General features: G+C 73.1%; 18 protein-coding genes. 7 read left to right on the top strand and 11 right to left on the bottom strand.

From position 1 onward, the window contains the following. Window positions 1–74 precede the first annotated feature (74 nt). From ACFVXK_RS11955 to ACFVXK_RS11945, 3 genes are all read right to left on the bottom strand, one after another. Window positions 75–1,304 carry an MFS transporter gene (locus tag ACFVXK_RS11955; protein ID WP_389611380.1) on the bottom strand — a complete coding sequence of 410 codons (1,230 nt, stop codon included), beginning with the start codon at window positions 1,302–1,304 and terminating at the stop codon, window positions 75–77. Window positions 1,305–1,369: 65 nt separating this feature from the next. Further along, window positions 1,370–2,218, bottom strand: a complete 849-nt coding sequence (locus ACFVXK_RS11950) for an alpha/beta fold hydrolase (RefSeq protein ID WP_389611379.1) — start codon at window positions 2,216–2,218, stop codon at window positions 1,370–1,372. Between the two features lie 226 nt (window positions 2,219–2,444). Beyond that, window positions 2,445–3,866 carry a hypothetical protein gene (locus ACFVXK_RS11945; protein ID WP_389611378.1) on the bottom strand — a complete coding sequence of 474 codons (1,422 nt, stop codon included), beginning with the start codon at window positions 3,864–3,866 and terminating at the stop codon, window positions 2,445–2,447. A 118-nt stretch (window positions 3,867–3,984) separates the two neighbouring features. Between ACFVXK_RS11945 and ACFVXK_RS11940 the strand changes: the two genes are divergently transcribed. The 3 genes from ACFVXK_RS11940 (at window position 3,985) to ACFVXK_RS11930 (ending at window position 7,090) form a co-directional block, all read left to right on the top strand. After that, window positions 3,985–4,185: a hypothetical protein gene (locus ACFVXK_RS11940; RefSeq protein ID WP_389611377.1), complete on the top strand. Its 201-nt coding sequence runs from the start codon at window positions 3,985–3,987 to the stop codon at window positions 4,183–4,185. A gap of 234 nt (window positions 4,186–4,419) precedes the next feature. After that, complete coding sequence (locus tag ACFVXK_RS11935) at window positions 4,420–6,423, top strand: discoidin domain-containing protein (protein ID WP_389611385.1); 2,004 nt, start codon at window positions 4,420–4,422, stop codon at window positions 6,421–6,423. A gap of 73 nt (window positions 6,424–6,496) precedes the next feature. Then, window positions 6,497–7,090, top strand: coding sequence for a TetR/AcrR family transcriptional regulator (locus ACFVXK_RS11930; protein ID WP_389611376.1), 594 nt, complete (start codon window positions 6,497–6,499; stop codon window positions 7,088–7,090). Window positions 7,091–7,117: 27 nt separating this feature from the next. On the opposite strand, the gene ACFVXK_RS11925 is transcribed toward ACFVXK_RS11930, so the two are convergent. After that, a complete protein-coding gene (locus ACFVXK_RS11925; RefSeq protein ID WP_389611375.1) occupies window positions 7,118–8,518 on the bottom strand; it encodes an NADP-dependent succinic semialdehyde dehydrogenase in 1,401 nt (466 codons plus the stop codon). A gap of 233 nt (window positions 8,519–8,751) precedes the next feature. On the opposite strand from ACFVXK_RS11925, the gene ACFVXK_RS11920 reads away from it, so the two are divergent. Then, window positions 8,752–9,348: a hypothetical protein gene (locus ACFVXK_RS11920; protein ID WP_389611374.1), complete on the top strand. Its 597-nt coding sequence runs from the start codon at window positions 8,752–8,754 to the stop codon at window positions 9,346–9,348. Window positions 9,349–9,377: 29 nt separating this feature from the next. Here ACFVXK_RS11920 and ACFVXK_RS11915 read toward each other — a convergent pair whose 3' ends face one another. Then, window positions 9,378–10,154 (bottom strand): LysR substrate-binding domain-containing protein, encoded by a 777-nt coding sequence (locus tag ACFVXK_RS11915; protein WP_389611373.1) that lies wholly within the window; start codon window positions 10,152–10,154, stop codon window positions 9,378–9,380. A gap of 57 nt (window positions 10,155–10,211) precedes the next feature. Between ACFVXK_RS11915 and ACFVXK_RS11910 the strand changes: the two genes are divergently transcribed. Continuing rightward, the gene (locus tag ACFVXK_RS11910) at window positions 10,212–10,616 is read left to right on the top strand and encodes a DUF5997 family protein (protein WP_389611372.1); all 405 of its coding nucleotides are present in this window, start codon (window positions 10,212–10,214) and stop codon (window positions 10,614–10,616) included. Window positions 10,617–10,699: 83 nt separating this feature from the next. Here the strand turns inward: ACFVXK_RS11910 and ACFVXK_RS11905 are convergent, their stop codons facing one another. Further along, entirely contained in the window at window positions 10,700–12,631 is a 1,932-nt protein-coding gene (locus ACFVXK_RS11905) for an amino acid transporter (RefSeq protein WP_389611371.1), read from the bottom strand. Between the two features lie 180 nt (window positions 12,632–12,811). Between ACFVXK_RS11905 and ACFVXK_RS11900 the strand changes: the two genes are divergently transcribed. Beyond that, entirely contained in the window at window positions 12,812–13,411 is a 600-nt protein-coding gene (locus tag ACFVXK_RS11900) for a DinB family protein (protein WP_389611370.1), read from the top strand. Here ACFVXK_RS11900 and ACFVXK_RS11895 read toward each other — a convergent pair. Next, complete coding sequence (locus ACFVXK_RS11895) at window positions 13,408–14,052, bottom strand: response regulator (RefSeq protein ID WP_389611384.1); 645 nt, start codon at window positions 14,050–14,052, stop codon at window positions 13,408–13,410. The genes ACFVXK_RS11900 and ACFVXK_RS11895 overlap by 4 nt on opposite strands. A gap of 20 nt (window positions 14,053–14,072) precedes the next feature. Continuing rightward, entirely contained in the window at window positions 14,073–15,275 is a 1,203-nt protein-coding gene (locus ACFVXK_RS11890) for a sensor histidine kinase (protein ID WP_389611369.1), read from the bottom strand. Window positions 15,276–15,449: 174 nt separating this feature from the next. On the opposite strand from ACFVXK_RS11890, the gene ACFVXK_RS11885 reads away from it, so the two are divergent. After that, a complete protein-coding gene (locus ACFVXK_RS11885) occupies window positions 15,450–16,385 on the top strand; it encodes an ion transporter (RefSeq protein WP_389611368.1) in 936 nt (311 codons plus the stop codon). 56 nt (window positions 16,386–16,441) lie between these two features. Here ACFVXK_RS11885 and ACFVXK_RS11880 read toward each other — a convergent pair whose 3' ends face one another. From ACFVXK_RS11880 to ACFVXK_RS11870, 3 genes are all read right to left on the bottom strand, one after another. Continuing rightward, entirely contained in the window at window positions 16,442–18,013 is a 1,572-nt protein-coding gene (locus ACFVXK_RS11880) for a hypothetical protein (protein WP_389611383.1), read from the bottom strand. A 129-nt stretch (window positions 18,014–18,142) separates the two neighbouring features. Next, window positions 18,143–18,802 (bottom strand): ABC transporter ATP-binding protein, encoded by a 660-nt coding sequence (locus ACFVXK_RS11875; RefSeq protein ID WP_389611367.1) that lies wholly within the window; start codon window positions 18,800–18,802, stop codon window positions 18,143–18,145. Beyond that, a complete protein-coding gene (locus ACFVXK_RS11870) occupies window positions 18,795–19,679 on the bottom strand; it encodes an ABC transporter ATP-binding protein (RefSeq protein WP_389611382.1) in 885 nt (294 codons plus the stop codon). Before ACFVXK_RS11870 ends, ACFVXK_RS11875 begins: the two co-directional genes overlap by 8 nt. Window positions 19,680–19,759 lie beyond the last annotated feature (80 nt).

Here is a 19,759-nt window from a genome sequence, read left to right as displayed (position 1 = left end):
CGGGCTGCCCCAGCCGGCGCGGGCTGCCCCGGCCGGCCCGTCCCCGTCAGCCCGCCCGGGTCAGCCCATGCCCCTCAGCCGGCCCGGGCCACCGCCCCGGACGGCAGCTCGGCCCCCTCGGGCGGGGACCAGTGCGACCCCGCGCGGTCGGCGGCCGGCAGCAGTACCGCCGCCAGGGCCGGGAAGGCCGCCGCCACGGCGAAGGCCGACGCGTAGCCCTGCCCGGCGATCAGTGCTCCGGCCAGCGGCGGGACCAGGACCACCGCCGCGTGCTGGCCCGTCCCGTGGACTCCCAGGGCGCGCCCCGCCCAGCCGGGGCCGGCGTACTCGGCGACCGCCGTGTTGTGCAGCCCGTTGGTGCTGACCGTCAGACCGGAGGCCAGCAGCAGCGCGGCCGTACCGGCCCGGGAGTCCCAGGCGGCTCCGGCCGTGAGCAGGACCAGGTCGGCCACGGTGGCCACGGCCAGCACGCGCATGGGGGCGATCCGGCTGCCCACCCGGTCCGACCACCAACCGGCCAGCAGCCGCACCCCGGCGCCGGCCAGGTTGGCCAGGGCCAGCACGGTGCCGGCGGCGGTGGCGGACCAGCCGCGCGCCTCCGTCAGGAACAGCAGGGAGAAGCCGGTCACCACGAACTGCGGTACGCACAGCAGGGCGGCGGCCGCGTGCAGCCGCCACAGGTGGCCGCCCCGGTAGGGGTTCGGCGTGCGGACGCCCTCCGCCCGCGCGGGGCGGGGCGGGTCCACGGCGAACACGGCGATGGCCACACCGGAGACCCCGCACAGCACGGCGCAGAACCCGAAGGCCGCGGCCACGCCGGCGTGGTGGGCGAGCGGCGGGAAGGCCGCGGCGGCCAACCCGGTACCCAGCGGCTGCGAGGCCTGCCGCACGCCCATGGCGACCCCGCGCCGGTCGGGCGGGAACCAGCCGATGACCAGCCTCCCCGAGGCCGAGTTGACGGAGGAGCCGGCCGCCCCGGCCAGGACCAGCAGCACGCCCAGCGCCACCGCTCCGCGGACGGCCGCCGCGCCGGCCAGCGCCGCGGCGGCGGCCGGCAGTCCGGCGGCCAGGGCCTTCCGCTCCCCGTACCGGTCGGCGACCGCGCCCCAGCCGATCAGGCCGAGCAGGATCCCGGCGATGGGGCAGGAGACGAGGAGCCCGGCGGAGGCCAGCGACAGCCCGAGCTCGCCACGGAGCGCCGGGATCAGGTACGGCAGCCCGTAGAGCGCGGTGGTGCTCGCGGTCTGACCACCGGTACCCAGGGCCAGCATCAGCCAACTGCGCGGTATTCGCTCCTCGTTCATGCGGCCACCCTAGATCCGTACCGCAATCCGAGACAGATCGTTTCGCATCGCGAGACGCCGACCGGTCAGCGGCAGGCCCCGGCCACCAGCTCCAGCTCGTCCGCCCACACGGCCGCCTCGCGGGGGCCGGCGTGCGGGGCGGCCAGGGAGCGGACGCGGAAGCGGTTGCCCGGGGTCGCCGCGTCCGCCTCGCGGATCATCAGGTCCTGGAGCGGGAGCGGGAGCGCACGGTCCTCGGTGAACCGCAGGAACGTGCGCGGCACCCTCCCCCAGGCCTCCGGGAGCCCCCGGGAGTCGGCGGTCGCGATGGCCGCCGACTCGTCGGGCTCCAGGGTGGCGAGCAGCGCCCGTACGGCGTCGTCGGACCGGTCGGCGGCGAACGCCTCCTTGGCCGCCGCGAAGAAGGCGGGGTCGGCTGAGCGCCAGTTGAACCGGTGGACGCCGAGTCCGGGCGGGGTCCGGACCTCCTCCAGCCGTGCCAGGGCGCTGGTGGAGGCCTCGGGGGTGGCCATCAGCCGCGCGGCGGAGGCGTGCCCGGTGGGACAGAACGCGGAGGCGTACACCAGGTGGGAGAGCAGCTCGGGGACCCGGTTGGCGACCGCGTTCAGGGTCACCCCGCCCATGCTCCGGCCGACCAGCACCACGGCGCCGAGCCGGGCCGCGCGCCGGACGACGCCCACGACGTGCCCGGCGAAGTCGTCCAGCGTCACCTTCCCCAGGGGTGAGGGCTCGGTGCGCAGGGCCGCCGGGTCCTGGGGGGCCTGGTAGGCGAGCGGGTAGTGGGCGCCGGGCCCGTGCCCGGGGAGGTCCACGGCGACGGCCTTGTGCCCGCGCAGCGCGAGCTCGGCCAGCACCGGCGCCCACCCGTAGGAATTGCCCCCGGCCCCGTGCACGAGCACGAACACGGGCGCCACACACCGCCGCCCCTCCGCCCGGGCACCCCCCACACCCCCACCCCCGGCAACAGCCACCCCGGCCCCCACCACGGCGGCCGCCCGCAACACCCCGCGCCGGGAACGCGCTGCGGATTCCCTGCTGTCATTCGATTCGCTCATGCGGCGACTCTAGGAGCGCCTCCGAGAATCCCGACCGCATTTCGGCCACACCACGGCCGCGCGGCGCCAGCCGGAACGGCCCGAATCATTCGGCGGCCGGCACGTCTTTGGCCGAAGGATGTTTCCCCGTCGCTTCCTCCACGAGCTCCGCATAGGGCTTCTGCGTCATCGATCCACGCACTCTCTGAAGTCCATAGCGCTCGATTACCTTGTCGTTCGCGAAGAGGAAATTGACGGTGAAGGGCTTCTTCTCTCCGTGATCCACCATGGACACCGCCATGTACGGGAATTTGTTCTGGCGCACCCACCACAGGGTCACCCGGGGCCGGCCGCGGACTTCGTCGAGGAGTTCGTTGCCGTTCGCGAGGTCGGCCTGATAACGGGTGTAGTCCACCGCAGGGCCCGGAGGATCCTGGGCCTTCCCCTGCTTCGTGAGGTTCCAGCGCCCCAATCCCGAGTTCTCGTACGTCGGGCTGATGATCGCCCTGTCCTTGCGGACCATGTACAGCTCGGTCGAGGCCATCACCGACTTGAACCGCTCCGGCATCGGGATCTCGACGTATTCGTCCTCCGAATGCTCCTCACCCGGATTCAGGGACATTCCCGGCGGCTTGATGAACTCGCCGTTGTCGATCAGCTTGTATTTTCCGTGATCCTGCCGGGGTGGCGTGTTGGGCAGGGCCTGGCCGTTGATCCAGTAGATGCTGCCGAGAATGTAGACGGGCACCTGCCCCTCGTTCTTCACCCTGAGGTGCACCGTCAGGGCCATGACCTTCCGGCCTTTGTCCCAGGTCGCATCCCCGAGATCGGCCGACGTGTACACCAGCGGGTAGGTGACCGAGGGAAGGTACACCTGCGTGTACGCCATATTGGCGGCGGCCAGGAACACGGGGACGACGGCGCCGAGGACGACCCGTTTGGGGTTGCGGATCCCCCTCCATGCCCGCTCCCGGAAGAGAACCCACAAGGCCCACACGGCCCAGACGAACACCACCACACGAAACGGCAGGTACGGGGTGAACACCCAGGCGTCGACGTGCATGCAGAGCAGCAACGCATTGACGGCGAAGGAGAACAGGACCCCGATGAAGACGACCACTCCGGAGTAACTTCTCGTCCGTTTACGCCAGTAGTCGAACGTGGCCAGCACGGCGGCCGCCACCACGACGGCCGCCGCGAGGAAGACGAAACCGGTGATCCGTCCGAGGTAGTCCAGGGCGTCGAAGGTGTCCACGCTGCCGACCCGGACGAGCTGGAAGACGGTGGCGAGGAGACCGGCCGCCATCAACAGGGCCGTGGCCCTCCGTTTCCACGCACCCCCCGGCCAGACGGTGGAGTCCCCGCCCATCCACTGGATGTCACTCTCGAAGGCCAGCCCGGCATGACGCAAAATCCTCTGCAAGTCCCCCACGGAGCACGCCTTGCCGATGGTTTTACCGTCAACCGTTACTTTCCGCAGGCCAAAAGCTTCCGGTCGCCCCACGACGACCGCAGGTGCGTTCGTCATAACACCAGTCTGCCGCCGTTTCGGAGCGCGCGCCACGAAACGGCGGCAGGGCATGCGGCCCGGGGGTGGACGCGGGATGCTGGTCGTGACCCCCAGCTCGTCCCAGGAGGAGCTTCCCATGCGTACACGTCTCTTCGGTCTCGCCACCGCCGCACTGGTGGCCGTGCTCGGCGTCATGGGCCCGGTCGCGCAGGCGGCCCCCGTCCCCCGCATCAGCGGGGACCAGTGCACGGCCGGCAAAGGCACGGTGGAGTACGACTCGGTGGCCGGCCAATGGACCTGCGTCGGCGGCACGTACGCCGACGAACCCATCAACTGACGCACCCGACGACCCATCAGGTCAAGCGTCCCGGAGTCTTGACTCCTTACGCGCCAGTAGCGATTCTCATGCCCACCATTGTGCCGGGCATGACAACTCATGCCTCGGTCCGACCGCGCTCTCCGCCGACCGAAGGCATGAGTGATCACCGTGACCCCTCACCCTCCACCGCGCCCGCGCCGCCGCCGCGGGCGTCCCTTCGCCCTGCTCTCGCTCCTGCTCGCCGCGTGCGCCATGGTGCTCGGGCCCGCGCCCGCGTCCCTCGCCGACTCCCCGGCCGACCCGGGCTGGTGGAACCCCACCGCCCGGCCGCAGCCGGACTCCGGCATCGACGTGACCGGTGAACCCTTCAAGGGCACCGACGCCCAGGGCAAGGTCCGCGGCTTCGTCGACGCCCACGACCACCTGATGTCCAACGAGGGCTTCGGCGGCCGCCTCATCTGCGGCAAGCCGTTCTCCGAACTGGGCGTCGCCGACGCCCTCAAGGACTGCCCCGAGCACTACCCCGACGGCACCCTCGCCGTCTTCGACTTCATCACCAAGGGCGGCGACGGCAAACACGACCCGGTCGGCTGGCCCACCTTCAAGGACTGGCCCGCCCACGACTCGCTGACCCACCAGCAGAACTACTACGCCTGGGTCGAGCGGGCCTGGCGCGGCGGCCAGCGGGTCCTCGTCAACGACCTCGTCACCAACGGGGTGATCTGCTCGGTCTACTTCTTCAAGGACCGCGGCTGCGACGAGATGACCGCCATCCGCCTCGAGGCCCAGAAGACGTACGACATGCAGGCGTTCGTCGACAAGATGTACGGCGGCCCCGGAAAGGGCTGGTTCCGGATCGTCACCAGCTCCGACCAGGCGCGCGAGGTGATCAAGCAGGGCAAGCTGGCCGTCGTGATGGGCGTGGAGACCTCCGAGCCCTTCGGCTGCAAGCAGATCCTCGACGTCGCGCAGTGCTCCAAGGAGGACATCGACCGCGGCCTCGACGAGCTGTACAAGCTGGGCGTGCGCAGCATGTTCCTGTGCCACAAGTTCGACAACGCCCTGTGCGGGGTGCGCTTCGACGAGGGCGCCCTCGGCACGGCGATCAACGTCGGCCAGTTCCTCTCGACCGGAACCTTCTGGCAGACCGAGCAGTGCACGGGCCCGCAGAAGGACAACCCGATCGGTCTCGCACCCGCTCCCGCCGCGCAGAAGGAGCTCCCGGCGGGCGTGGCGGTGCCCTCGTACGCCGCCGGCGCCCAGTGCAACACCCGCGGGCTCACCGCGCTCGGCGAGTACGCCGTACGCGGCATGATGAAGCGGAAGATGATGCTGGAGGTCGACCACATGAGCGTCAAGGCCGCGGGCCGGGCCTTCGACATCCTGGAGTCCGAGTCCTACCCCGGCGTGATCTCCTCGCACAGCTGGATGGACCTCGGCTGGACCGAACGCCTCTACAAGCTCGGCGGTTTCGCCGCCCAGTACATGAGCGGCTCGGAGGCCTTCAGCGCGGAGGCCAAGCGCACGGACGCGCTCCGCGAGAAGTACCACGTCGGCTACGGCTACGGCACCGACATGAACGGCGTCGGCGGCTGGCCCGGCCCGCGCGGGGCGAACACCCCGAACCCGGTGAAGTACCCCTTCCGCAGCACCGACGGCGGCTCGGTCATCGACCGGCAGACCGCCGGGCAGCGCACCTGGGACCTCAACACCGACGGCGCCGCCCACTACGGGCTGGTCCCCGACTGGATCGAGGACATCCGGCTGGTCGGCGGCCAGGACGTGGTGGACGACCTGTTCAAGGGCGCCGAGTCCTACCTCACCACCTGGGGCGCCTCCGAGAAGCACCAGGGCAGCGTCAACCTCGCCACCGGGGCGTCCGCCTCGGCGTCCACCTCGGAGTGGTGGAACCCCTTCGTGGACTACTCCCCCGCCCGGGCCGTGGACGGCGACTCCGGCACCCGCTGGGCCAGCGAGTGGAACGACGACCAGTGGCTGCGCGTCGACCTCGGCTCCGCGCACCGCGTCGGCCGGGTCACCCTCGACTGGGAGCGGGCGTACGGGAAGGCGTACCGGATCGAGACGTCCACGGACGGCTCGAACTGGCAGACGGTCTGGTCGACGACCGACGGCGACGGCGGCCTGGACACCGCCCGGTTCGACGGGGTGACGGCCCGCTACCTCAGGATCCAGGGGGTCCAGCGCGCCACCCAGTGGGGCTACTCCCTGCACGAGGTCGGCGTCTTCAGCAGCTGAGGCAGCCGGGGCGGCGGGGGCCGGCCGGACCGGCCGGCCCCCGCTCCCGCCCCACCCGGACGAGAGGGGTCCCATGGCCCGGATGCCGTCGGCGGAGCGCCGGACGCAGCTGACCGAGGCGGCGATCCGCGCGATGACCCGCGACGGCGTCGCCCGCACCACCACCCGGTCGATCGCCGCCGAGGCCGGGGTCTCGCTCAGCGTCGTCCACTACTGCTTCGACTCCAAACAGGCCCTGCTCGAAGCGGTCATCGAGGCGATCACCGCCCACTACGTCACGGTGGTCCGGGAGGCGATCCGCCCGAAGGCCACCCTGCGCGAGACGGTCCGGGCGGGCTTCCAGGCGTACTGGGACCACGTGTGCGCCCAGCCCGGCGAGCACATGCTGACGTACGAGCTCACCCAGTACGCCCTGCGCCGGCCGGGGTTCGAGCACCTGGCGCGCCGCCAGTACGCGATATACCGCGACACCTACGAGGAGCTCGTCCGCGAGCTGGTGCGGGACACCGGCCTGCGGCCCCGGGTGCCCGTGGCCGTCCTGGCCGGCTACCTGGCCGCCATGACGGACGGGCTGACCCTCGGCCTGCTGGCGCTCGGCGACGAGGGGGCGGCCGCGGAGCTGCTGGACCTGGTCACCGCCCAGGTCGAGGGCATGATGGGGCCGTGACGCCGTGACGGCGTGAAGCGATAGCCCTCAGGCCGGGTCCGCCGCCTGCCAGACGGTGGTGATGTTGCAGAACTCCCGGATGCCGTGCCCGGACAGCTCCCGCCCGTAGCCCGAGCGCTTGACGCCGCCGAAGGGCAGGGCGGGGTGGGAGGCGGTCATGCCGTTCACGAAGATCCCGCCCGCCTCCAGCTCGCGGACGAACCGGTCCAGGTCGGCGTCGTCCCGGGTCCAGACGTTCGAACTCAGTCCGAACGGCGTGTGGTTGGCCCGCTCCACGGCCTCGTCGAGGCTGCCCACCCGGTACAGGGTGGCGACCGGCCCGAAGGTCTCCTCCAGGTCGATCCGCATCGCCGGGGTGACGTCGGCCAGCACGGTGGGCTCGTAGAACCAGCCGTCCGGGTGCTCCGGCGGGCGCCGGCCGCCGCACAGGACCGTGGCCCCGTGCCGGACGGCGTCGTCGACCAGTTCCTCCACGTCGGCCCGGCCGCTCTCGGTGGCCAGCGGGCCGACGTCGGTGGACTCCCGCATCGGGTCGCCGACGGTCAGGGCCGCCATGCCCTCCGTGAAGAGGCGGGCGAACTCCTCGTAGACGTCGGTGTGGACGATGAACCGCTTGGCGGCGATGCAGGACTGGCCGTTGTTCTGCACGCGCGCGGTCACGGCGGTCCTGGCGGCGCGGGCGACGTCGGCGGAGGGCATCACGATGAACGGGTCGCTGCCGCCGAGCTCCAGGACGGTCTTCTTGACCTCGTCCCCGGCGACCGAGGCCACCGCCCGCCCGGCCGGCTCGCTCCCGGTCAGGGTGGCGGCGGCCACCCTGGGGTCGCGCAAGATGCCCTCGACGGGGCCCGAGCCGATCAGCAGGGTCTGGAAGCAGCCCTGCGGGAAGCCGGCCCGCGCGAAGAGGTCGCCCAGGTAGAGGGCCGTCTGGGGGACGTTGGACGAGTGCTTCAGCAGGCCCACGTTCCCGGCCATGAGCGCGGGCGCCGCGAACCGCACGACCTGCCAGAGCGGGAAGTTCCACGGCATGACGGCGAGGACCACCCCGAGGGGCCGGTAGCGCACCCGCACGGCCGAGGCGCCCGCGTCGCGGACGTCGGAGTCGGCCGGGTACTCGTCGGCGAGGAGGCCTTCGGCGTGGGCGGCGTACCAGCGCATGGCCTTGACGCACTTGGCCGCCTCCGCGCGGGCGGCGGCCAGCGGCTTGCCCATCTCGATGGTCATGGTGCGGGCGATGTCCTCGCCCTCGGCTTCGAGGAGGTCGGCCGCGCGGTTCAGCAGCGCGGAGCGCTCGGCGAAGGTGGTGCGCCGGTAGTCGGCGGCCGTGCGCGCCGCCTCGTCCAGGCAGCGCTCGATGCCGTCGGCGTCGAGCGCGTCGAAGGTGCGCAGGGTCCGGCCTGTCGTGGGGTTGACGGTGGCGATGGGCATGGTCCGACCTTCCTGGGAGGGAGCCGCCCCACCGACCCTGCCCGTCCGCTCCCGCGGGCGCAACGCGAGGACCGGCCGTCAGCGCCCCGCGCCGGCGGCCGCGGGAGCCGCGGGCCGCGGGCGGTGGCGCGGCCACCTGCTGAGACGTTTCCGCGGGGGGTCCGCGGCGGTCGCACAATGGGATCGGAAGACCCCGGAGGACCCGGAGGATGCGGGCGGGAGGCACACGGACCGTGGACGAGCGGGCACAGGACGAACCGGAGCGCCGCCGGGCGTGGGCCCGGGAGCTGGTGGCCGGCCTGGCCGCCGCCGAGGACCTCGACCGGGCCCTGGCCGCCGTACTCGACCCGGACCCCGATCTGCAGGCGGAGAACGGCGTCCGGCGCGCCCGCGCCGTCCACGCGGCCGCCATGGGCCTGGGCCCGGCGGGCTGCGCGGCCGCGGCCGGGATCCCGGAGGCCCTGCTCGCCGGGTGGCGGGCCCAGGACCCCGCCTTCGAGGCCGCGCTGGCCGCGGCGACCGCCCTGGCGGCGGCGCACCGGGTTCCGGGCCGGGGGCGGACCAGCGGGCTGAGCCTGCGGCTGTTCCTGCAGTCGGTGGCCCGGGGTGCGCACGCGGGCACGGCCGCGGCGATCGTCGGCCTGCGCTCCGACCAGCTGCTGCGGTTGCGCCGGGCGAACCCCCTGGTGGCCGCGCTGGTGGACGCGGCCGTCCAGCAGGCCCGGGGGCTGCGCGCCGGCGAACGCCGGCCGAAGCGGACCCCCGCCTACCGCCTGGTCACCCTCCGCGACCGGACCCCGCCGCACCAGGACGAACCCGACCGGCCCTGACCGGCCCTGACCGGCCCGGCCTGCCCGGCCTAGCGGCCGCGGCGGGGCTTGCCGCGCTTGGGGGTGGGGGCGCCGCCGCGGGCGTTCGGCTTGCCCCCGGACTTCGCCGCCGGCTTGCCGGGCGTGCGCGGCTTGCCTGCGGTCTTCTTCGCCGGCGCGGCCTTGCGGTCCTGCTTGGGCTGCGGCTGTGCGCCCTGGCGGCCGCGCGAGCTGTTGACCGTGCGGCCGCGGACGATCCCGATGAAGTCCTCGACCATGTCGGTGGTCTTCTCCTCCGGCCAGGACAGCGCGACCCGCGAGGCGGGGGCGTCCGTCACCGTCCGGTAGGTGAGGTCCTTACGGTGGTGCAGCCGGGCGAGGGACTGCGGGACCACGAGCACGCCGATGCCGGCCGCGACCAGCTCGACGGCGTCCGCCGTGGTGGCGGGCCGTTCGAACGCGGGCTTCCCGGGCGGGGTCTCCCAGCCCAGCACGTCGTCCAGGGGGTGCAGCACGATCTCGTCGGCCAGGTCCTCGGCCGTGACCTCCTCCACCGCGGCCACGACGTGGTCCTTGGGGACCACGACCACGGTGGTCTCGGTGTAGAGCGGGATCGCGCTGAGGTCCGCGCCGTCCACCGGCAGCCGGACGAACCCGGCGTCGGCCTCGCCGGCGCGCAGGGCGGCGAACGCCTCGCCGGCGGTCACGCCGACCAGCGTCAGCGGGATGTCGGGCAGCCGCTCGTTCCAGATCCGCACCCACTTGGTGGGCGTCACTCCCGGGACATAGGCGAGCCGGAACGAAGGGGTTGCATCCGAGCCTGTCACCCCGCAAGGCTACCGGTCGTGGTCGGAGCCCGTGCACATGCTCGATACCCTTGGGGCATGACGTCGCACCAGAGCACCCAGACGATGAAGCCCGCGACCGCGGCGAAGAAGCTGGGTGTGTACCTCGAGGCCACCCCCGCAGAGTTCCAGGAGGGCGTGGTCTCGCGCACCGAGCTGAACGCACTCCAGGCCGAGCCGCCCGCCTGGCTGGTGGAGCTGCGGCGCAACGGCCCGCACCCGCGCCCGGTGGTCGCCTCGAAGCTGGGCGTGTCCATCGCCGGTCTCGCGCGCGGCGGGGTCACCGAGGCCCTCACCACGGAGCAGATCGAGGCCCTCAAGCAGGACAACCCGGAGTGGCTGCAGAAGGAGCGCGCCACCCAGGCGGAGGTCCGCAAGGAGGCCGTCCGCATCAAGGAGAAGCAGGCGGAGAAGGCGCAGAAGGCCGCGGAGAAGCGTTCCTGAGCCTCCCCTTCCTCCCCCGCACGCACGACGGCCGGGCCGGGTCCCCCCAGGGGGCCCGGCCCGGCCGTTCTCGTAGGGGGGCGTCAGCCGGCGTGTACGTGCGGGCGGCGGGAGCGGTCGGGTTCGGCCTCGCGGATGACCTCGCGGGTGACCGGGGCGACCTCTCCCTGGCCGAAGAGGAAGAACCTCAGGAAGTTGGTCATGGGGTTGCCCTCGGTCCACTCGAAGTAGATGTGCGGGCGCTGCCCCGTCTGGTCGCGGACGTGCAGGAGCAGCGCGGCGAGGGCGTTGGGGATGGTGGAACTCTCCAGGGTCAGGACCCGGTAGCGGCCGTGGAGCACCTCGCCCCGGACCTTGAGGCCGGATTCGAACTCGGACGGGTCGAGGACGGTGACCTCGACGAACATGACGTCGTCGGCGTCCGGGATGTCGTTGTCGGCGCGGATCTGCGCGACCTTGTCGCGGTACTCGGCCTTGTCCCGGTGGTCGGGCTCGTTGGCGATGAAACGTATCGTCCGGTTCGCGGTGTCACGGACGAACCGCTCGGCCATGTCGTCGAGCTCCACGTGCGTCACGCGCAGCTCGAAGACGCGGGCGAGCCGGGAGAGCAGGGAGAGGGCCATGATCCCGCCGATGAAGCAGGCACCGATCTTCACGCCGTCGGGCCGCTCGACCACGTTCACGGCGGTGGTGTAGATGAAGACGGCGGAGATGATCCCGAAGCCGATGGTCCAGCCGCGTTCGCCGGCCTTGCGGGCGGCGATGGTCACGGCGACGGCCGCCGAGGTGATCAGGACGAGGACGCCGGTGGCGTAGGCGCCGCCCTGGGCGTCGACGTCCGCGTTGAACAGCCAGGTCACCAGGAAGGCGATCAGCGTGAAGACGATCACCATCGGGCGCAGGGCGCGCGCCCAGTGCGGGGCCATGCCGTAGCGGGGCAGGTAGCGCGGCATCAGGTTGAGCAGGCCCGCCATGGCGGAGGAGCCCGCGAACCACAGGATGCAGATGGTCGAGACGTCGTAGACGGTGCCGAAGGCGGAGCCGAGGTGCTGGTGGGCCAGGTAGGCGAGGGCGCGGCCGTTGGCCTCGCCGCCGGACTTGAACTGGTCGGCGGGGATCAGCAGCGTGGTGACGAAGCTGGAGCAGATCAGGAAGACGCTCATGATCACGGCGGCCGTGGTCAGCAGCTTCTTGGTGCCCTTGATCCGGCCGGCCGGGTTCTCGGGGGTGTCGTCGGGGGCGCCCTGGACGTGCGGCATGACGGCGACGCCGGTCTCGAAGCCGGAGAGGCCGAGGGCCAGCTTGGGGAAGACGACGAGCGCGATGGCGATCATCATGAAGGGGTTGCCGTGCTGGGTGGTCAGGGCGTCGGACCAGTCGGCGACGACGTGCGGCCGGGTGATCACCTGCCAGAGGCCGACGGCGACCACGACCGCGTTGAGCGCGAGATAGGTGGCCACGAGGACCACGGCGACGCCGATGGCCTCGCTGAAGCCCTTGAGGAAGACCGCCCCGAGCAGGGCGATCAGGATCAGGGTGATCAGCACCTCGTGCCCGTGCAGGGTGCCCGTCAGGTGCGGGTTCTCCACCATGTGGGCCGTGGCGTCGGCGGCCGACAGGGTGATGGTGATCAGGAAGTCGGTGGCCGCGAACCCGAGCAGGGTGAGGACGAACAGCTTGCCCTTCCAGAAGGACAGCAGCCGCTCCAGCATGGCGATCGAGCCCTCGCCGTGCGGGCTCTCCTCGGCCACGCGCCGGTAGACGGGCAGGGCGCCGAAGAGGGTGAGGAGCACCAGCACGATCGTGGCGACCGGCGACAGCAGTCCGGCGGCCAGTGCGGCGATGCCGGGCTGGTAGCCGAGGGTGGAGAAGTAGTCGAGACCGGTCAGGCACATGACGCGCCACCAGGGGCGTCCTTCGTGCGCGGTGTCGGCGTGCGCCTGCTGTCTGGACCGGTCGGTCAAGCCTTCCAGCATCCACGCGCGCAGGCGTGAGGTGCGGGCCGGGGTGGCCATCGTGGGGGGCTCCTGTCGTGGGGCAAGAATCGGCCACCGGAGACCGATGGCTGAGCCAGCGTACGCAGCGAGACCGTTTTTGCACGTCAGGCGACCGATCCTGACACTTCCTTAACGCACGTCCGGCCGATGATCCGGAAATCCGATGGACAACGATCTTCCGGCCGACAGACTCACCGTATGACCCGACCCGATCCCAAAGAAGACCTGCGCGTCTACCTGCAGGACGCCCGCGACGCCCTCCTCTGGAAGCTGGAGGGGCTCGGCGAGTACGACGTGCGCCGCCCCCTGACCCCCTCCGGCACCAACCTGCTGGGCCTGGTCAAGCACCTGACCGGCGCCGAGGCCCTGTACTTCGGCGCCACCTTCGGCCGCCCCTTCGAGGCGCCGGGCCTGTGGATCACGGGCGACGCCGAGCCCAACGCCGACCTGTGGGCCACCCCGGACGAGTCCCGCGAGCGGATCACGGGCCTGTACCGGGCCGTGTGGGCCCACTCGGACGAGACGATCGCCTCGCTCGACCTCGACGCCGTCGGCCGGGTGGCCTGGGGCGCCCGGAACGAGACCACCCTGCACCGGAGCCTGGTGCACATGATCGCCGAGACCGACCGGCACGCCGGGCACGCCGACATCGTCCGCGAACTCGTCGACGCCACCACCGGCCTGCGGGCCGACGGCGAGTGCGTACCCGACGGCGACCCGGGGTGGTGGCGGGAGCACCACGACCGGGTGGAGCGGGCGGCCCGCGAGGCCGCCCGCGCCGATGTCTCCCCCGCCTAGCCCGGGGAGACCAGGCCCCACTCGTACGCCGTGATCACCAGCTGGACCCGGTCGCGGGCGCCCAGCTTGGTGAACAGACGTGCCACGTGGGCCTTGGCCGTGGCGACGGAGATGAACAGCTCCTCGGCTATCTCCCCGTTCGAGCGGCCCCGCCCGACCAGGGTCAGGACCTCGCGCTCCCGGTCGGTGATCCCCTCCACCGGCCGCGCGGCCCGGGCGGGCTCCGGGCGCGGGCCCCGGGCGAACTCCGCGATCAGGCGGCGGGTGACGCCCGGGGCGATCAGGCCGTCCCCGGCGGCGACCACGCGGACGGCCGCGAGGATGTCCTCCAGGGCCATGTCCTTGACCGCGAACCCGCTCGCGCCCGCGCGCAGCGCCCCGTAGACGTGCTCGTCCTCGTCGAAGGTGGTCAGGACCAGCACCCGGGGCGCGCCCGGGCCGCCGGTGATCCGGCGGGTGGCCTCGATGCCGTCCATCCCCGGCATGCGGATGTCCATCACCACCACGTCGGGCCCGTGCGCGGCGGCCAGCTCGACGGCTTCGGCACCCGTGCCCGCCTCGGCCACCACCTCCAGGTCGGCCGTCTCCCCGATGAGCACCCGCAGCCCGGAGCGGATCAGCGGCTGGTCGTCGACGAGCATCACCCGGACGCGGCCCCCGGTCACCACCCCTCCCCCGTCACCCCGGCGGGCAGCGGGATCTCCGCCGCCACCAGGAACCCGCCCTCGGGGCGCGGTCCGGCGCTGAAGCGGCCCCCGAGCAGGCCGACCCGCTCGTACATGCCGGTGATGCCGAAGCCGGTCCGCCCCCGGCGCACCGCCGCGCCCCTGCCGTCGTCGGCCACCTCCACCCGCAGCTCCTCCTCGCGGAAGTCCACGGTCACCCGGGCCCGGGCGGAGCTCCCCGCGTGCCGCACGACGTTGGTGAGGGCCTCCTGCACGATCCGGTAGACGGACAGGTCGATCTCCGGGGGCAGCGGACGCGGCTCGCCGGTCGTCCGGACGTCCACCGCGACGCCCGAACCCGTGAACGAGGCGGCCAGCGCGTCGAGGTCGGCGAGTCCCGGTGCGGGCCCCGTCGGGGCGGGTCCGGCGTCCCCGTCCGGTTGGGCCCGGCGCAGGGCGACCAGGGTCCGGCGCAGGCCCGCGAGGGTCTCCCGGCTGGTGCTCTCGATGGCTTCGAGCGCGTTGCGCGCCTCCTCGGGCCGGGTGGCGATGACCCGCCTGCCGACCCCCGCCTGGATGGCGACGACCCCGATGCTGTGGGCCACCATGTCGTGCAGCTCCCGCGCGATGCGCAGCCGTTCCGCGGTCACCGCCTCGGAGACGGCCCGGGCGCGCAGTTCCCCGGCGTGGACGCGCCGCTGGCGCACCAGCAGACCGGCCATGCAGCAGGTGCCCAGGGCGAGGACCGAGATCAGCAGCGCCGGGATGAGGACGGCACCGGGTGCGAGCAGGCCGACGGCGAGCAGTTCCACCCCCGCGACGGCGACCCCGGCGGCGATCGCCTGCCGGCGGGGGCGCACGGCCACGACCAGACCGAGGACCAGGTCCGCCGGGAGGTAGCCGAGCAGCCGCTCCGGGCCGTGCGGACCCATCGTCCCGAAGGCGACCAGCGTGGCGGCGATCAGGGTCAGGGCCAGGGCCGCCAGCGGCCGGCGCCGGAGCATCCCGGCGAGCAGGCTCAGCGCCAGCAGCAGCACGGCCGCCGCCACCAGCGGTCCGGAGCCCTGCGGGCCGGAGCCGAGGAGCAGGCCGGCGGTGAGGAGGTGGAGGAGGCCCGCGCCCCCGTCAAGGAGGGCCGGCCGCACCCCCGTTCCGGTGTCCGTCGCGAAGGGCGCCCGTGGCGCCGCTGTTGTGTCCATGCCGCGACAGTAATCACCGCACCGGGCACGGACATCGGCCCGCGGGCTTACGCCCCCGGGCGGGGTCCAGCGGCAGGCGGCCCCGCTGAAACCCGTTCGGCGGTGGGGCGTTAGAAGGACGGGCCGGCGCGTGCGCCCGCGCTCACGACCAGCCGTACGAGTACGAGGAGACAGATGACGGACACCGTGCGGGCCGGATCCGGCCGCGGGAGACTTGCGGCCCACTGCCGGCGGATCACCGAGGACCCCTCGTTCGGCATGGGCGTCTTCATCGTGATCCTGATCAACGCGGGCCTGATGGGGGCGGAGACGTACAGCGGCCTGGCCGCGTCCCAGGGCCGGGCCCTGCAACTGGCGGAGGACGCCTGCCTGGTCCTGTTCACCCTGGAGATGGTGCTGCGCATCGGCTCCTACGCGGACCGGCCGAAAGCATTCTTCCGGGACCCCTGGAACATCTTCGACCTGCTGATCGTGGCCTCGGCCTTCCTGCCGTTCCTGCGGTCGAACACCACCGTGCTGCGGCTGCTTCGCCTGGCCCGTGTGCTGCGCACCGCCCGCTTCCTGCCCCACCTGCGCATCCTGCTGCTCGCGGTCGGGCGCAGCCTGCCGGGCACGGCGAGCTTCCTGTTCGTCGGGGCGCTGGTGGTGTACGTGTACGCGATGGTCGGCTGGGTCTGCTTCGCGCACTCCGACCCGCAGCACTACGGCTCGATCGGCCGGGCCGCGCTGACCCTGTTCCTGCTGACCACCCTCGACGGGCTGACCGACGCCGTCCGGGCGGGGCTGGAGATCTCCCGGTTCAGCATCCTGTACTACGCCTCGTATGCGCTCCTCGCCTCGTTCGTGCTGGTCAACGTCCTGATCGGGGTGGTCCTCAACTCCCTGGACGAGGCCCGGGAGATGGAGGAGGCCGATGCCCGGGCCCGGGAGCGGGCGGGCCGGGACGCGGACGCGGCCGACGAGGTCCGGGAGCGGATCGCCGCGGCCCGCGTCGCCCTGGACGACCTGGAGGCGAGCCTCGACCTCGCGAGGTCCGCGCCCCCGGCCGCCCCCGGCCCCCGGGGCCCGGAGGAGCGCGAGCCGGAGCGGCGGCTGGAGACCGCCGTGTAGTCCCCCGGCCGTGCCCCCCGCCCGTCCCGCGGGCGGGGGACCGGCCATCGGCCGGGTCAGCCGCCGTCGCGTACGGCGACGATGCCGTTGAACACGCCGACGTAGGCTGTGCCGTCGGGGCCGAGGGTGATCGGCGCCCAGTTGTTGTCGTACAGCGGGCCGGTGCCCGTCAGCTGCCGCCAGCGGCGCTCACCGGTGCGGAAGTCGACCGCCGTGAGGTACCAGGCGTCGATGCCCCAGGCGTTGGGCTCCTTCTCGTAGAAGTAGAGCAGCCCGTTGCCGGTGGAGAGCTTGGGGACCACGGACGGGGAGCGGATCGCGCTCTCCCAGACCGTGTCGCAGCCGCTGCCGTCGGGGCGGACGTCGATGCGGCTGACGCCGCCGACGACGGACTTGCCCAGCAGCAGCGAGGTCACGTTCTCGTAGCCGTAGTTGTTCTCGACGACGAGGCTGTTGCCCCAGGTGATGAGGGAGTTGTCGGTGGTGGAGGCGCCGGAGCCGAAGACGGGCACCTTGCAGACCAGCCGCCGGTCGGCGGGGACGTCGGTGCCGCGCCGGTAGACCAGGACGTTCATCCGGTCGTCGGCGTTGTCGGTGATGGCGACGTAGCCGTCGCCGAACAGGTCCGGGGTGGTGCCCGAACCCTGGTTCACGGAGCCGGGCTTGGTTCCGGTCCCGCGGTCGTAGGTCTGGCGCCACTGGGCCTCGGGGGTGCCGTCGGCGGTGGCGCGGAAGCTGTAGAGGGCGTGGTCGCTGACGATGGAGACGCCGTCCTCGGCGACCGAGAAGGAGTTCTGGATCTCCTCGCCCTCCAGCCGGACCGAGCGGATCCGCGAGGTCCGCGGGTCCACGGTACCGACGCGCCCCTGGCGGGTGACCCACCAGATCAGGCCGTTCCAGTCGGGCATGACCGAGGTGACGGGGTCGCAGGTGCCGCTGGGCCACAGGTTGGTCCAGCCGACGCAGTCGTGCGGGACCTGTCCGGTGAGGTCCCAGTCGTTCTCGGCGGTGAACTTCCAGCTCCCGTCGGGGTTCTGGGAGTGGGCCAGGCGCAGGACGTGCTGGCGGGAGTCGGCCAGCACCGCGCGGTCCTCGTTGTCGAGGTAGAAGTAGGCGCCGCCCGAGGTGTCCTTGAAGATCTTCGAGAAGTCGAGCGAGGTGATCGCCTCGACCGTCGAGGAGCGCTGCGGGAGCTGGTACTCCGCGAGCGTGGCGAGCGTACGGGGCTCCAGGAGCTTGACCTTGAAACCGGAGAAGGTGCCGCAGACGGTGACGATGCGGCCGCCCGCGTCGAAGGTGGCGGTGGCGCATTCCCCGCCGAGCGCGGCGATCTTCTCGCTGGTGACCCGCGGGTTCCTGCCGAGCGGCCCGGACCACGGGGAGGTGGCGCTGCCGCCGGCGTCGGAGTGCATGCCGCTGCGGCCGTTGGGCGCGAGGAAGGGGTGCTGCGGCGGGGGCCCGCCCGGCAGCGGTGCGGCGGTCGCGGGGGCGCCGTCGTAGTGGGCGACCAGGCGGTGGCCGGGGGCCTGGGGGATCTCCTCGGCCTGGGCCGGGGAGCTGGTGCCCGCCAGGATCGTCAGGGCGGCGAGGGCGGGTACCGCGGCGCAGTTCAGTGATCTTCGGAACATCCGGTCGTCCTCCTTCTGGTGCAGTGCTGTTGACATCACGTCTGACATCGCGCCGCCGCCAGACGCTAGATCGCACCGCCCGAGGAGTCCATGGACGGGGAGGATGATTCATGAACGCGCAACAGTCGGTCAACCGCCCGCGATGTCGCTCCAGTTCACCGTGCGCCCGCACCAGCGGCCGAGCAGCACGGGATCGTGTCCGACGGCCAGCAGGCCGGCTCCGGTCTCCCTGCGGTACGCCTCCACCACGCCGACGAGGGCAGCCGTGGTGGAGGCGTCGAGCATGGCCGTCATCTCGTCGCAGACCAGCCAGCGCGGCCGCAGCACCAGGGCCCGGGCCAGGCAGGCGCGCTGCAGCTGGCCGTCGCTGACCTCGTGGGGGCGCCGGGCGAGGAGGTCCGCCCCGAGCCCGACCCGGTCGGCCAGGGCGTCCACGGCCGCGTCTGCCCCGTGACGACGGCCCGTTGCGCGGAGTGGTTCCGCGACGAGGTCGCGCAGCCTGAGGCGGGGGTCCGCCGAGAGCCGGGGCTGCTGGAAGACCACACCCACGCTGGTGCGCAGGGAGCGCGGGGCCCGGTGCCGGAAGCCGGTCACCGCGCGGCCGTCGAGGAGCACCGTCCCCCGGTCGGGCCGGTGCAGCAGGGCGGCGACCCGGGCCAGGGTGGACTTGCCGCAGCCGCTGGGCCCGAGCAGGCCGAGGGCCTCGCCGGGGCGCAGGGTCAGGTGGGCGTCGCGGACGACGGGGCTGCGGCGGTCGTAGCCGGCGGTGATGCCCTGGAGCTCAAGCACGGTGGCAGGCCACCCCTTCGGTCAGCGCCGGCCGGATGGTCCGGCAGGTGGCGTCGGCGAGGGCGCAGCGGGGCGCGAAGGCGCAGCCGGGCGGCAGGTCGCCGAGCTCGGGCGGGCTGCCCGGGATCGGGGTGAAGGCCCGCTCGGGCAGGGCGTCGAGCAGGCCGCGGGCGTAGGGGTGGCGCGGGCCCGGGCCGTCGAAGAAGGCTTCGGCGGGGGCGAGTTCCACGATCCGGCCCGCGTACATGACGGCGACGGTGTCGGCGATGCGCCGGGCGGCGGCCAGGTCGTGGGTGATCATCAGCAGGGCGCGGCCCGATTCCCGGGTGTGGGCGCGCAGTTCGTCGGCGGTCCGCTCGACGAGGTCGCGGTCGAGACCGGTGGTCGGCTCGTCGGCGAGCAGCAGGGGGGCGTCGCCGATGAGCGCGAGGGCGGTGGCGGCGCGCTGGGCGAGGCCGCCGGAGAGCTGGTGGGGGTGGTGGTCGAGGTGGCTCGCGGGGAAGGCGGCCCGGGCGGCGGCGGCCTCGGCGGCCGCGCGCGGGCCGCGGGACCCGGTGAGTTCCCGGACGGTCTCCTCCAGGTGGGAGCGGACGGTGCGGACCGGGGTGAGGTGGGCGGCGGGGCTCTGCGGGACCAGGGCGACGCGGCGGCCGCGGACCGTGCGGGCCAGGGTGTCCTCGTCGGCGGCGAGCAGGTCGAGCCCGTCGGGCAGGAGGGCGGATCCCGCGGTCTCGGCGTTGCCGGGGAGCAGCCCGAGCAGCGCGGAGGCCAGGACGGACTTCCCGCAGCCGCTCTCCCCGACGAGCACCAGGCACTCCCCCGCCGCCAGCCGGAACCCGGCGTCGGTGACGGCCTCGACGTACGTCCCGCCCGGCATCAGGAACCGTACGGAGAGCCCGTCGACGCGCAGGACGTCCCCTCCGGGTGTCACACCCGCGGCGCCCGTGCCGGTCGCAT

This window comes from Streptomyces sp. NPDC058157 (assembly GCF_042884105.1).
Taxonomy (GTDB): Bacteria; Actinomycetota; Actinomycetes; order Streptomycetales; family Streptomycetaceae; genus Streptomyces.
This window is presented reverse-complemented; position numbering and strand designations above follow the sequence as displayed.